Genomic DNA, 14,406 nt, shown 5'->3' with positions numbered 1-14,406 from the left:
GCCACCGTCGTGCATTCCTGCCGTCCGGACATGTCGGAGCGTGCCGTGGGCCGGCGTTTCGGCCCGCTGGGCGGCAGCAGTACTCACAACGGCCCAATCCGGTTCGCCGCTCGGCCGCAGTCGTTCCTAGACTGTCTGGCGCTGCCACTGGGCAGTTGAGCAGATCCACCCGAAGAGGAGTCCGATGTCTGGGCCGAACTCGAGCTACGACCCTGTGCAGGTCGCATCGCTGAGCGAAGAGAACGTCGAAGCCATGGTGGCCGAGGCGCTCCGCGCTTTTGCCGGGGCGACCACGGTCGCCGAGCTCAAACAGGCCCGCATCGCCCACGCCGGCGACCGGTCACCATTGGCCCTGGCCAATCGGGAGATCGGTGCCCTGCCCCCGGAGGCCAAACGCGAGGTCGGGCAGCGGATGGCCCGGGCCCGCGGCCGGGTGAACCAGGCGCTGAAGGATCGGGAGGCCGAGATCAGTGCCGCCGAACTGGAGCGCCGACTGGCGCAGGAGCGGGTCGACGTCACCCTGCCGACCGAGCTGGTGCCGCAGGGGGCGATCCACCCCGTCCCCGCGATGATGGATCTGATGGGTGACATCTTCGTGTCGATGGGTTGGGAGATCGCCGAGGGTCCTGAGCTGGAGGCGGAGTGGCTCAACTTCGACGCCCTCAACTTCATCCCCGACCATCCGGCCCGCACGATGCAGGACACTCTGTTCATCGACCCTCCGGAACACAACCTGGTGCTGCGTACCCACACCTCCCCGGTGCAGGCCCGGTCCCTGCTCACCCGTGAGCTCCCGGTCTATGTGGTCTGTCCCGGACGCGTCTACCGGGCCGACGAGTACGACGCCACCCATCTCCCGGTCTTCAACCAGATCGAAGGCCTCGCCGTCGACAAGGGCATCACCTTCGGCAATCTGCGTGGCACGTTGGAACACTTCGCGCGCGTGTTGTTCGGAGAGGACATGGTGCTGCGCTGGAGGCCCTCGTACTTCCCCTTCACCGAGCCGTCGGCCGAGGTGGACCTGTTGTGCTTCAACTGTCACGGCACCTCGGTCGGTGATCCGGACAATCCGTGCCGGATGTGCAAGAGCGAGGGCTGGATCGAATGGGGCGGCTGCGGTGTGGTCAACCCGCGGGTGCTCGAGGCCTGTGGTGTGGACAGCTCGATCTACTCCGGCTTCGCCTTCGGCATGGGGGTCGATCGCACCCTGATGTTCCGCAACAACCTGTCGGATCTGCGCGACACCGTGCAGGGTGACGTGAGGTTCAGTCGTTCCTTGGTGGGAGGTGCACGATGAGGGTCCCGCTGAACTGGCTGCGGACGTACGCTGCGGTGCCGGAGTCGGTGCCGACCCGGCAGATCTCCGACGCCTTGGTGCGGCTGGGCCTCGAGGTCGAGACCATCGAGGAGACCGGCGCGGAGGTCACCGGGCCGTTGGTGATCGGCCGGGTCGAGGAGTTCACCGAGGAGACCCACTCCAACGGCAAGACCGTACGGTGGTGCCGGGTCGACGTCGGTCCGTACAACGAAGGCGGGACGCCGACCGACTTCGGCGCACCCGGCCGCGGCATCATCTGCGGCGCCAGGAACTTCGCTCAGGGTGATCTTGTCGTCGTGGCCCTGCCAGGCGCGGAACTGCCCGGCGGTTTCAAGATCGCCTCGCGGAAGACGTACGGACACGTCAGCGACGGGATGATCTGCTCCTCGCGCGAGCTCGGCATCGGTGATGATCATTCCGGCATCATCGTGCTCGAGCCCGACGCGGTCGGTCCGCTGGCGGCAGGTCGGACCGCTGCGGATCCTGCTGATCTTGTGGTCGGCGCGGACGCGGCCCCGGCGCTCTACCTGCGCGACGACGTCCTGGACATCGCTGTCACGCCTGATCGCGGCTACTGCTGGTCGGTCCGCGGCATCGCTCGCGAGGCCGCGCTCGCCTTCGACGTGCCGTTCACCGATCCGGTCTCCCGTCCGGTGCCGCCGACCGTCGATGAGGGTTATCCGGTGGTGATCAACTCCGAGGCCTGCCCGGTGTTCGTCGCGCTCACCGTCAGCGGTATCGCCCCGACCGCCGCCAGCCCGCGTTGGATGCAACGACGGTTGCACCAGGCCGGCATGCGGTCGATCTCGCTCGCCGTCGACGTCACCAACTACGTGATGCTGGAGACCGGCCAGCCGCTGCACGCCTACGACAGGGACAAGCTCTCCGGCCCCATCGTCGTCCGCAAGGCGAGGGCGGGGGAGAAGTTGATCACTCTCGACGACGTCGTCCGTGACCTCGATCCGGACGATCTGTTGATCACCGACGACTCCGGTCCGATCGGCCTGGCCGGCGTGATGGGCGGCGAGAACACCGAGGTGAGCCATCGGACCACCACCGTGGTGATCGAATCGGCCAACTTCGACGCGATGACGATCGCCCGGACGTCGCGGCGGCACAAGCTGTCCTCCGAAGCGTCCCGACGCTACGAGCGCGGCGCCGACCCGGGTGCCACCTATGCCGCGGCCCACCGGGTCGCGCAACTGCTGATCGCCCTGGGCGGCGGCCGGCTCGAGCCGGCCGAGACCGTTGCCGGTGCGGTGCCATCGCCGGCGACCCAGCGGTTCGATGATCGACTTCCGGCCACGATCATGGGTGCTGAGATCGACCGTTCGACGGTGATCCAGGCTCTGCAGGCGGTCGGCGTCGCCGTTGATGATCAGGGCGACAGACTGCTGGTCACCCCGCCCAGTTGGCGGCCCGACCTGACCGATCCGTACGACTATGTCGAAGAGGTCGGCCGGATCTACGGGTATGAGAACGTCCGCCCGGTCATCCCGACACCGCCCGCGGGCCGGGGCCTGACCCGTCGGCAGCGGCTGCGCCGGTTGATCGGCCAGGCACTGGCCGATGCCGGGTACGTCGAGGCACAGACCTTCCCGTTCATGGGCAGGGCGGTTCTTGATCAACTCCGTATCCCGCCCGACGACGCGCGCCGCCGACTGATGCGGATGGCCAACCCGCTCTCGGAGGAACAGGCCGAACTGCGCACCACGTTGCTGCCGGAACTGTTCGCATCGGTCAACCGCAACACCAGCCGCAGTCTTGACGATCTTGCGATCTTCGAGATCGGGCCGGTGTTCCTGGCACCGCAGCAGCGCAGTGCCGCTCCGCGGCCCCCGGTCGACCGCCGGCCGAGCGAGGAGGAGTTGGCCGCCATGGACGCGGCGATCGGTGATCAGCCACGGCATCTCGGTGCCGTGCTGACCGGAGCCGTACGTCCTGCGGGGTGGACCGGGCCGGCGCAGCCGGCGACCTGGCGGCACGCCATCGCGACCGCCGAGATCGCCGCCCGTGCCGTCGGTGGCACGGTCGTCGCCGAACAGGCCGAGCAGGCACCCTGGCATCCCGGCCGCTGCGCCGCGATCATCGTTGTGGCCGAGGACGGCACCCGGACCCCGATCGGCTTCGCCGGGGAGATCCATCCGACCGTGATCGAGGCTCTCGGACTGCCGGCCAGGACCGCGGCCTGCGAGATCGATCTTGATGCGCTGGTCGGGGCCGCGCCGCAGATCGGCAGCATCGTCGAGCTGTCCACCCATCCGGTGGTCAAAGAGGACATCGCGCTGATTGTCGACGCCGGCGTGCCCGCGGCCAGGGTCGAAGAAGCCGTACGGGCCGGTGCCGGGGGTTTGCTGGAGGACGTCCGGCTGTTCGACGTCTACACCGGCGAGCAGATCGGCGCGGGCAAGAAGTCCCTGGCCTACGCCCTCCGCTTCCGCGCCCCGGACCGTACCCTCACCGATGCCGAGGTCGCTCAGGCCCGCGAAGCCGCGGTTGCCGCCGCCGCCCGCGCCACCGGCGCCACCCAACGCACCGAATAGCCGAGGGGTCACAAACTCCCCAATCTGCGCGGCGTGTCGCCACCCCCTCCCGCCGAGGGGTCACAAAATCCCTCATATGCGCGGCGTGTCGCGGTCGCTCTGAAGATCATGCGTCGGGCGTCAGGTGGTGTCCGAGACCCTCTGATGTTGTCCGCTTGTCGTCGCTGTCCACAGATCGTCGCCGGAACTGGGATTCGCCGGGGCCGCGGCGCCGATCGTTGGGGCATGACGAATCCTGGATCCTCGATCTTTCCCGCCTGGCACGCGGACCCGCGGCTGCCGACCGACCGTCCGTTCACCGCCGCTCAAGCCCGCCACCTCGGGGTGGACGGCAACGTTCTGGCCCGGCTCGTCCGGCAGGGTCTCCTCCGCCGTGTGCTCCACGGCGTGTACGTCGACGCCTGCGTGCCGGACTCGATCGACGAGCGTGCCCGGGCCCTCGCCCTCGCCGTACCGGAGGCCGCGGTGATCACCGACGCAACGGCCGCCTGGCTGTACGGAGTGGATCTCTTCCCGGGAGGCAGCATGGGCCCGATGCCCCGCGTGCAGTACTTCCGGCATCCCGATCACACCCGGGTACGCAGGAAGCAGGTGCAGGGTGGCCGCCGGATGCTCGACGACGCTGATCTTGTCTCGATCGGTCCGGTACTGGTCACGTCACCTCTGCGGACCGCCTGTGATCTCGGTCGATCCCTGCGACGGGAGAAGGCACTGGCCGGGCTGGACGCGTTGCTGCGACTGGGAGGATTCACCGCGGCCGAACTCGACGCCCAGCTCCGACGGTTCCGGGGCCGCCGGGGAGTCGTCCAACTGCGCGAACTCGTTCCGCTGGCTGACGGTCGCGCGGAATCGGTACGCGAGTCGGAGCTGCGTCTGCTGTGGATCGATGCCGGGCTGCCCAAGCCCGACCTGCAGATCTCGGTGCTGCATCGGCCAGGCCGCGAACCGTTCCGCCTGGATCTCGGCGATGCCAGGGTCAAGTACGCAGCCGAGTACGACGGCGAGGAATGGCACTCGACTCCGGAACAGATCGCCCGTGACGCATGGCGCCGGGAGTTGATCCGCGGCGAGGGATGGACGATCGACGTCTTCGGGAACGCGGACCTGCACCGCTGGAGCGCGATGGACCGGCTGAAGGACGGCTATCGCCGCGCGGCTGAGCGGGCCGAACGAAGAGCCGCCGGCGACCGGTCCGACGCCGAGGCCGCGATGCGGGCGTTCGGCCTGCCGCGCCATGCCGACAGCTTCCTGATGTCATCCGAAGTCGCCGGTCTGGTCAGGGATCCGTACGGATTGTACGGGGTGAGCGAGGTCAGCCGGAGCGATCGATCCTGAGTCGGCTCTTCCGCCGACACGCCGCATATATGAGGGAATCTCTGACCCCTCGGCGGGTGGGGGTGGCGACACGCTGCGAATATCAGGGATTAACTGACCCCTCGCGGGGATAACCGAGTTGGAATAAGTATGCAGACCATGGCATGATCATGCTGTGATCAAGTACAGGGCAGCGGTGGCCGGGGCGACCGGGTACGCCGGCGGCGAGCTGCTGCGGCTGCTGCTCGCGCATCCCAACATCGAGGTCGGCGCGGTGACCGCGGCCAGGAGCGCCGGCAGTCTGCTCGGCGAACACCATCCGCATCTGGTGCCGCTGGCCGATCGCGTGGTCGAGCCGACCGACGCGGAGCACCTGGCCGGACATGACATCGTCTTCCTTGCGCTGCCCCACGGCGCGTCCGGTGAGATCGCTGCACGGCTGGGCCCGGACGTCCTCGTCGTCGACTGTGCCGCCGACCACCGGCTGGCCGACCCGGCGAAATGGCAGCACTACTACCACTCCGACCATGCCGGGACCTGGCCGTACGGCCTGCCCGAGCTCCCTGGTCAGCGCGACAGACTGGCGCACACGAAGCGGATCTCGGTTCCCGGCTGCAATCCGACCGCCTCGACACTGGCCCTGTTGCCGGCCGTCACCGCCGGGCTGATCTCCTGCGACGATGTCGTGGTCGTCCTCGCGACCGCCCCCTCGGGCGCCGGCAAGAAGCTGGCCACCACCTACCTGGCCTCGGAGATCATGGGCTCGGCGACGCCGTACCAGGTCGGCGGGATCCATCGGCACACCCCCGAGATGGAACAGAACCTGATCGCCTGCGGTGCCGCCGACCCGCACGTCTCGTTCACACCGATGCTGGTCCCGATGACGCGCGGCATCCTGGCCACCTGTACGGCCAGACTCAGCGATCCGTCGATCACCGCCGACGATGTGTACGCCGCCTACCAGAAGGCGTACGCGACGGAGGCGTTCGTCCACCTACTGCCGGCCGGCGTCTGGCCGCAGACCCAGGCCACCCTCGGCGCCAACATCGCGCACATCCAGGCCACCGTCGACCCACACACCGGACGGCTTGTGGCGATCGCCGCCATCGACAACCTTGCCAAGGGCACGGCCGGCGCCGCCGTCCAGTGCACCAACCTCGCGCTCGGCCTCGACGAGACCACCGGGCTGACCACGATCGGAGTCGCTCCATGAGCGTGACCGCAGCCAGGGGGTTCGCGGCAACCGGCCTGCCCGCCGGGATCAAGCCGTCCGGCAACGCCGATCTCGCCCTGGTCCGCAATCTCGGTCCGGACTTCACCGCGGCCGCGGTCTTCACCTCCAACCGGATCAAGGCGGCGCCGGTGCTCTGGTCGGAGCAGGTGATCAAGGACGGGTCGTTGCAGGCGGTCATCCTGAACTCCGGCGGCGCCAACGCGTGCACCGGTCCGGACGGTTTCGCCGACACGCACAGCACGGCCGAACGGTTGGCATCCCAGCTCGGCGTGGGCGCCGTCGACATCGCGGTCTGCTCCACCGGCGTGATCGGCAACCGACTGCCGGTGGACAAGATCACGGCGGCCATCCCGACCCTGGTCGACCAGGCCACCGAGGACGGTGGAGCCGCCGCCGCGGAGGCGATCATGACCACAGACACCCGGGCCAAACAGGCGACCGCGACCGGCGACGGCTGGACGATCGGCGGCATGGCCAAGGGTGCCGGCATGCTCGCGCCCGGGCTCGCCACGATGCTCGTCGTGATCACCACCGACGCAGTGATCAACTCCGCCGTCCTGGACACAGCGCTCCGCCGAGCCACCCGGCTCACCTTCGACCGGGTGGACAGTGATGGTGCGATGTCCACCAACGACACGGTGATCGTGATGAGCAGCGGCGCCTCGGGCGTCGACGCCGATCCGGCGGAGTTCACCGACCGCCTGACGGCGGTGTGTGCCGATCTGGCCCGCCAGCTGGTGGCCGATGCCGAGGGCGCCACCCATGACATCGCGATCACCGTCTCGGGTGCTGCAAGTCAGGAGGACGCCGTGATCGTCGGCCGGAGCATTGCCCGGAACAGCCTGTTCAAGTGCGCGATGTTCGGCAACGATCCCTACTGGGGCAGGGTTCTCGCCGCTCTCGGCACCACCTCGGCCACCTTCGAACCCGATGCCGTCGACGTGTCCTTCAACGGCGTACTGCTCAGCCGCAACGGGTACGGCGTACCGGACGCGACCGTCGACATCAGCGCCCAGCGCGAGATCCGTGTCGACATCGATCTGCACGCCGGCGACCAGACAGCGACGATCTGGACCAACGATCTGACGTACGACTACGTCAAGGAGAACGCGGAGTACCTGTCGTGACCATCATCCGGAAGGCCGAGAAGCTCTCCCTGGTGGAGAAGGCGTCCATCCTGACCGAGGCGCTGCCCTGGTTGGAGACCTATGCCGGCAGGACCGTCGTGATCAAGTACGGCGGCAACGCCATGATCGACGAGGACCTGAAGCGGGCCTTCGCCCAGGACATCGTCTTCATGAAACGCTGCGGCGTGCATCCGGTGGTCGTGCACGGCGGCGGACCGCAGATCTCCACCATGCTGCAACGGCTCGGTATCCCGTCGGAGTTCAAGGCGGGGCTACGGGTCACCACGCCCGAGGCGATGGAGATCGTCCGGATGGTGCTGGTCGGCCAGGTCGGCCGTGACCTGGTCGGGCTGATCAACCAGCAGAGCGCGCTGGCCGTCGGCATGTCCGGCGAGGACGGCGGCCTCTTCACTGCAACCCGCAAGAAGGCCCTCGTCGACGGCGAAGAGATCGATCTCGGTCTGGTCGGCGAGGTGACGACGGTCCGCACCGAGGCGATCAACGGCCTGATCACCGCCGGACGGATCCCGGTCGTCGCCAGCATCGCCCCGGACCGCAACGGCGTGGTGCACAACGTCAACGCCGACACGGCCGCCGCCGCGCTCGCCGTGGCGCTGAAGGCCGAGCGGATGGTGATGCTGACCGACGTCGAGGGCCTGTACGCCGACTGGCCGAACAGCAACGACGTGATCAAGGAACTCTCCGCATCGCAACTCAGGCAGATGCTGCCGAGACTCGAGTCCGGGATGGCACCCAAGATGGAGGCGTGTCTGAACGCAGTCGAGGGCGGCCTGACTCGGGCAACCGTCACCGACGGCCGCGTTCCACACGCGCTGTTGTTGGAGATCTTCACCAACGCCGGCATCGGCACCATGGTCACCCAGGACGGGTTGATCAGATTGGGTAGCCGCGTTTTCCCTGCGTCCGAAGGCATTCCGCCCGAGGAGTACGCCAACGGAGAGTTCGGCGTGCTCGTCCCCGAAGATCATGAACCGACCAACGACCTGAACGAGGTGCGCCCGTGACCGGCAGCACGGTTTCTGAGCTGACCGCAGTCAGTGATCAACTGGCCGCCCCGCAACGGGGTGGCTCGGCGGCGATCCTGGACAGCTACAGCCACACCCTGATGAACACCTTCGGCACGCCGAAGCGGGTGTTCGTCCGTGGCGAGGGCTGCTATGTCTGGGACGCCGACGGGCGACGGCACCTCGATCTGCTCTCCGGCCTGGCCGTCAACGCCCTCGGTCATGCCCATCCCACCGTGTTGTCGGCGATCACCGGCCAGATCGCCACGCTTGGCCACGTCTCGAACTTCTTCGCCACGCCGGCCCAGGTGGCGCTGGCGGAACGGCTCACCCGACTGGTCGCCGGTGACAGCGGTGTGGAGACCCGGGTGTTCTTCACCAACTCCGGGACCGAGGCCAACGAGGCGGCCTTCAAGATCACCCGGCAGACCGGACGGACCAAGATCATCTCGACCGAGGGGTCCTTCCACGGCCGGTCGATGGGTGCCCTTGCCATCACCCACAACGAGAAGTACCGCAAGCCCTTCGAGCCGTTGCCCGGAGACGTGGAGTTCGTCCCGTACGGCGATGTGGATGCGCTGCAGGCCGCCGTCGACGGCCGGACCGCAGCCGTGGTCCTGGAACCGATCCAGGGGGAGAACGGCATCGTGGTGCCACCGGACGGCTACCTGGCCGCGGCACGCCGGATCACCGCCGCGGCCGGTGCACTGTTGTGGGTGGACGAGGTGCAGACCGGGATGGGCCGCACCGGCCGGTGGCTGGATTCCAGCCGCGAGGACATCGTTCCCGACATCGTCACGCTCGCCAAGGGCCTGGGCAACGGCTTCCCGATCGGCGCCTGCCTCGCGCTCGGTCGCGCCGCCGGCCTGCTCGGGCCGGGCAGCCACGGCTCGACCTTCGGCGGCAACCCCGTGGCGGCCATCGCCGGTCTCGCCGTGATCGCGGTGATCGAACGGGATCAACTGCTGCAGAACGCCATGGTGACGGGCGACCAGTTGGCCACCGGGATCACCGCCCTCGGTCACCCGCTGATCGATCATGTCCGCGGCCGCGGCCTGCTGCGTGGCGTGGTGCTCACCCGCGACATCGCGGCCGCCGTCAGCGACGCGGCGTTGGACGCCGGCTACATCATCAACGCGCCCCGTCCGAACGTGCTGCGGATCGCACCCCCGCTGATCATCACCGCAGACCAGATCGCGGGTTTCATCGAGGCACTGCCCGGTTTCCTCGACGACGCACAAGGAGCAGCCTGATGACCGAGCAGACCACCGCCGGCATTCGCCACTTCCTGGCCGACGACGATCTCAGCCCGGCCGAGCAGGCCGAGGTTCTTGAGCTTGCCGCCGCGCTCAAGGCCGCACCGTACGACTCCAAGCCGCTGGCCGGCCCGGTGAGCGTGGCGACGATCTTCGACAAGCCGACCTTGCGTACCCAGTCCTCGTTCGCGGCAGGCATCGCCGAACTCGGCGGCTTTCCGCTGCAGGTCGACGGGAACCTCGCCGGTATCGGCGTCCGGGAATCGATTCCCGACGTGGCCAGGATCCTCGGCCGCCAGGTGGGCATGATCGTCTGGCGCACCTACGGTCAGCAGCGGATCGTCGAACTGGCCAGGTACGCCGGCGTTCCGGTGGTCAACGCCCTGACAGACGACTACCACCCGTGCCAGCTGTTGGCCGACCTGCTCACGGTCGCCGAGCACAAGGGCCGACTCGCCGGCCTGACGGTGGCGTTCCTCGGCGATGCCGCGTGCAACATGGGCAACTCCTGGGCCCTCGCCGGTGCCACCGCTGGGATGCACGTCCGTTTCGGCGCACCGGAGGGCTACAGGCCGGATCCTGCGGTGTTGACCCGGGCCGCTGCCATCGCCGGCAGGACAGGCGCGACCATCGGCATCGACCATGATCCGATCAAGACCGCCGCCGGCGCCGATGTCGTTGTCACCGACACCTGGGTGTCGATGGGCAAGGAGGACGAGGCGGCCGCCCGGGAAGCCGTCTTCCGGCCCTACGCGGTGACCAGCGAGTTGATCAGCCATGCGAGTCCGGACGCGATCGTGCTGCACTGTCTGCCCGCGTACCGGGGCAAGGAGATCTCCGCCGAGGTACTCGACGGACCGCAGTCGGTGATCTGGGACGAGGCCGAGAATCGCCGGCACGCGCAGAAGGCGATCATGACGTGGCTGTGGCGGCGGCGCCCCGCGGATCCGGAGCACACCGCCGACCATGGTGCCGCGGAGGATCCGCGACGATGACCGACACGACCCGGACGATCAGCAAGTCCGCCCGGCACGCCCGGATCATCGCCCTGTTGGAGCGCCACCAGGTGCGATCCCAGTCCGAACTCGCCGAACTGCTGGCGGCCGACGGTGTGTCGGTGACCCAGGGCACGCTGTCCCGCGACCTGCTCGATCTGGGCGCGCTCCGGGTTCGCGGTCAGGACGGACAGTTGATCTACGCAGTGCCGGGCGAGGGCGGCGACCGGACACCGCTGGTGGGGGAGCAGACGGCCTTCAACGACCGGTTGGCCCGATTGTGCGGGGAGATCATGGTCTCGGCCGAGGCCTCCGCGAACCTCGTCGTGGTACGGACACCCCCGGGCGCGGCCCAGTATTTCGCCTCGGCCGTCGATCGGGCCGGCTGGCCCAACATTCTGGGCACCATCGCCGGCGACGACACCATCTTGTTGATCACCCGCGAGCCCGACGGCGGCCAGGCGATCGCCGACCAGCTGACCCGGTTGAGCAGCCGCTGACCGGAGCCGTCGGCGTACGGCTGCGTCGCCCTCCGTCGGGGTGATGATTCGCAGGATGTATTCGGGACGCGAGTCGGGCGGGTCCTCCGGCCCGCGCCGACCGCACGGAAGGGAGCATCGGTGGAAGCCAACACAGGAGCGCAGGGTCCCGGATCGCGGACACCGCAGGGGACACTGTGGGGCGGACGCTTCCGCGGCGGCGCCGCGGACGCCATGTTCGCGCTGAGCAGGTCGACCCACTTCGACTGGCGGCTGGCCCGCTACGACATCGCAGGATCCCGCGCCCACGCCGGCGCGCTGCACCGCGCCGGGCTGCTCACCGACGACGAACACGACGCGATGATCACAGCCCTCGACCGGCTCGAAGCCGCAGTGGTCGACGGCAGCTTCACTCCGGCGGAGACCGACGAGGACGTACACGGTGCGCTGGAACGCGGACTGTTGGAGATCGCCGGTCCCGAGTTGGGGGGCAGGCTGCGCGCCGGCAGGTCACGCAACGACCAGATCGCCACGCTGCTGCGGATGTACCTGCGCGACGCGATGGCCATGATGCGCGCCGAGGTCGGTGATCTGATCACGGCGCTGCACGATCAGGCCGAACGCCATCTCGGCGCACCGATGCCGGGCCGGACCCACCTGCAGCATGCCCAGCCCGTCCTGCTGTCCCATCACCTGCTGGCCCACGCCTGGCCCCTGGTCCGCGACCTGGAACGGATCCGGGACCTCGATCACCGGCTGGCGGTGAGTCCGTACGGCTCCGCAGCGCTGGCCGGCACGTCGCTCGGGCTCGACCCGGAGCTGACCGCGCGCGACCTGGGTTTCGCCGGCAGCGTCGCCAACTCGATCGACGGCACGGCCGCCCGGGACCTGGCCGCCGAGGCCGCGTACGTGCTGGCCCAGATCGGCGTCGACCTGTCCCGGCTCAGCGAGGACGTGATCCTGTGGGCGACCCACGACTTCGGTTACGCGAAGCTGGACGACGCCTGGGCGACCGGGTCGTCGATCATGCCGCAGAAGAAGAACCCCGACGTCGCCGAACTGGCCCGCGGCAAGGCCGGCCGACTGATCGGCAATCTCGCCGGCCTGCTGGCGACGCTCAAGGGCCTGCCACTGGCGTACAACCGGGATCTCCAGGAGGACAAGGAACCGCTGTTCGACTCGATCGACCAGTTGCTGGTGCTGCTGCCCGCGGTGACCGGGATGGTGAGCACGCTGACCTTCGACACCGCCAGGATGGCGACCGAGGCGCCGCAGGGATTTTCGCTGGCCACCGACGTCGCCGACTGGCTGGTTCGGCGACGGGTGCCCTTCAGGGAGGCGCACGAGATCTCCGGAGCCTGTGTCCGCTACTGCGAACAGCGCGACATCGAGCTGTCCGACCTGACGCCGGAACAACTGGCCGGGATCGACGCGAGACTGACGCCCGAGGTGCGGGCGGTGCTGACGGTCCAGGGGTCGATCGACGCCCGGAACGGGCGCGGTGGCACCGCGACGGCGCGGGTGGCCGAGCAGCTGACCGAAATCGCCGAACGGCTCGACCGACTCCGCCACTAGGCTTTGGGCCGTGGGAATCCTCGACACATTGACCTGGCGGGGCCTGCTCGCCGACTGCACCGACGAACAGGCACTGCGTGAGCACCTCGACGCAGGGCCGGTGACGTTCTATATCGGGTTCGATCCCACGGCGCCCAGCCTGCATTTCGGCAACCTGGTGCAACTGATCGTCGCCCGCCACCTGCAGGACGCGGGACACAACCCACTGATCCTCGTCGGCGGGTCGACGGGACTGATCGGCGACCCGAAGGAGACCGCCGAACGGGTGCTGAACTCCAAGGAGACGGTTGCCGGCTGGGTCGACCAGATCCGGGAGCAGGTGAGCAGATACGTCCGCTTCGACGGCCCGAATCCGGCCCGGGTGGTGAACAACCTGGACTGGACCGGGAATGTGCCGGTGCTGGACTTCCTGCGGGACATCGGCAAGCACTTCCCCGTCAACCGGATGCTGGCCAGGGAGGTCGTCCGGAAGCGGCTGGAATCGGGCATCTCCTACACGGAGTTCTCCTACGTCCTGCTGCAGGCGTTCGATTACCTCAACCTCTACCGGCAGTACGGCTGCACACTGCAGTTCGGTGGCAGCGACCAGTGGGGCAACATCACCGCCGGTGTCGAACTGGTCCGCCGATCCGACGGTGGAAAGGTGCACGCTATCGCCACGCCGTTGCTGACGAAGGCCGACGGAACGAAATTCGGCAAGACCGAGGGCGGGTCGATCTGGCTGAGTCCGGACCTGACCAGCCCGTTCGCCTTCCACCAGTTCTTCCTGAACGCCGAGGACGAGAAGGTCATCGAATACCTGAAGGTGTTCAGTCCGCGCAGTCAGGAGGAGATCGCCGAACTCGAACGGCAGACCCGGGAGAAGCCGCACCTGCGGCTGGCCCAGCATGCGCTCGCCGACGATGTGACCGACCTGGTGCATTCCCCGGCCGACACCAAGGCGGCCAACGAGGCTGCTGAAGCACTGTTCGGCAGATCCGAACTGGGCTCGTTGTCCGCTGCTGTGCTCCGCGACGTCGCCGCTGAGCTGGATGCGGCGGAACTGAAGTGCGACGGGGACCTGCCGACGTTCGTCGACGCCATGGAAGCGGCCCGCGTCGTGGCCAGCAGATCCGCCGCCCGGCGGGCGATAGCCGAGGGTGGCGCGTATCTGAACAACGAGAAGGTCACCGATCCGGATCGCCGGCTGCAGCCCACCGATCTGCTCGCCGGGGAGTACGTCATCGTTCGGCGCGGCAAGAAGACCGTCGGCGCCGTGCGCGTCCTGGCCTGAGTCGACTCCGCCGAATCGGAAACGGCCGGCATCCGCCCTGGTGTCAGGTGGCTGCCGACCGACGCCCGGCGACCTGCCGCTGACAAGGGCAGACGGCAGTTGTGACGAGCGCCACGAGCGCTGGATTTGACCGGCAAACCCGCTCCGCGTAATGTTCTCTGAGCCGCCGGGGAGCGGGACGCGGAAGCCGAAAGGCAGAGCGGCCGGCCCGAGCGGAACCCAACGGTAACAAAGCAGCCGTGATGGCCTGCGCCCCAAGGGGTGTAG

General features: G+C 68.5%; 11 protein-coding genes. All 11 read left to right on the top strand.

All coding sequences use genetic code 11. The features are described 5' to 3' along the window. Nucleotides 1-184: 184 nt before the first annotated feature. Nucleotides 185-1,297 (top strand): phenylalanine--tRNA ligase subunit alpha, encoded by a 1,113-nt coding sequence (pheS, locus tag GJV80_RS10580; protein WP_154687862.1) that lies wholly within the window; start codon nt 185-187, stop codon nt 1,295-1,297. Then, nucleotides 1,294-3,861 carry a phenylalanine--tRNA ligase subunit beta gene (gene pheT / locus GJV80_RS10575; protein WP_154687861.1) on the top strand — a complete coding sequence of 856 codons (2,568 nt, stop codon included), beginning with the start codon at nt 1,294-1,296 and terminating at the stop codon, nt 3,859-3,861. Before pheS ends, pheT begins: the two co-directional genes overlap by 4 nt. Before the next feature lie 225 nt (nt 3,862-4,086). Continuing rightward, nucleotides 4,087-5,196 (top strand): type IV toxin-antitoxin system AbiEi family antitoxin domain-containing protein, encoded by a 1,110-nt coding sequence (locus GJV80_RS10570; protein ID WP_195909283.1) that lies wholly within the window; start codon nt 4,087-4,089, stop codon nt 5,194-5,196. A 157-nt stretch (nt 5,197-5,353) separates the two neighbouring features. After that, complete coding sequence (argC, locus tag GJV80_RS10565; protein WP_154690187.1) at nt 5,354-6,388, top strand: N-acetyl-gamma-glutamyl-phosphate reductase; 1,035 nt, start codon at nt 5,354-5,356, stop codon at nt 6,386-6,388. Continuing rightward, complete coding sequence (argJ, locus tag GJV80_RS10560) at nt 6,385-7,536, top strand: bifunctional glutamate N-acetyltransferase/amino-acid acetyltransferase ArgJ (RefSeq protein WP_154687859.1); 1,152 nt, start codon at nt 6,385-6,387, stop codon at nt 7,534-7,536. Before argC ends, argJ begins: the two co-directional genes overlap by 4 nt. Further along, a complete protein-coding gene (gene argB, locus GJV80_RS10555; RefSeq protein WP_370518836.1) occupies nt 7,533-8,561 on the top strand; it encodes an acetylglutamate kinase in 1,029 nt (342 codons plus the stop codon). The genes argJ and argB overlap by 4 nt, the downstream gene beginning before the upstream one ends. A gap of 41 nt (nt 8,562-8,602) precedes the next feature. Continuing rightward, the gene (locus GJV80_RS10550; protein WP_255455573.1) at nt 8,603-9,814 is read left to right on the top strand and encodes an acetylornithine transaminase; all 1,212 of its coding nucleotides are present in this window, start codon (nt 8,603-8,605) and stop codon (nt 9,812-9,814) included. Next, entirely contained in the window at nt 9,814-10,812 is a 999-nt protein-coding gene (gene argF, locus GJV80_RS10545; RefSeq protein ID WP_154687858.1) for an ornithine carbamoyltransferase, read from the top strand. The genes GJV80_RS10550 and argF overlap by 1 nt, the downstream gene beginning before the upstream one ends. Next, nucleotides 10,809-11,312, top strand: coding sequence for an arginine repressor (locus GJV80_RS10540; RefSeq protein WP_154687857.1), 504 nt, complete (start codon nt 10,809-10,811; stop codon nt 11,310-11,312). Before argF ends, GJV80_RS10540 begins: the two co-directional genes overlap by 4 nt. Before the next feature lie 213 nt (nt 11,313-11,525). Beyond that, nucleotides 11,526-12,866 carry an argininosuccinate lyase gene (gene argH, locus GJV80_RS10535; protein WP_154690185.1) on the top strand — a complete coding sequence of 447 codons (1,341 nt, stop codon included), beginning with the start codon at nt 11,526-11,528 and terminating at the stop codon, nt 12,864-12,866. Nucleotides 12,867-12,876: 10 nt separating this feature from the next. Beyond that, a complete protein-coding gene (gene tyrS / locus GJV80_RS10530) occupies nt 12,877-14,139 on the top strand; it encodes a tyrosine--tRNA ligase (RefSeq protein ID WP_154687856.1) in 1,263 nt (420 codons plus the stop codon). Nucleotides 14,140-14,406: the final 267 nt, after the last annotated feature.

This window comes from Microlunatus sp. Gsoil 973, assembly GCF_009707365.1.
In the GTDB taxonomy this organism is placed as follows: domain Bacteria; phylum Actinomycetota; class Actinomycetes; order Propionibacteriales; family Propionibacteriaceae; genus Microlunatus.
The sequence above is the reverse complement of the archived record's forward strand: the minus strand, read 5'-3'. Positions and strand labels throughout refer to the sequence as shown.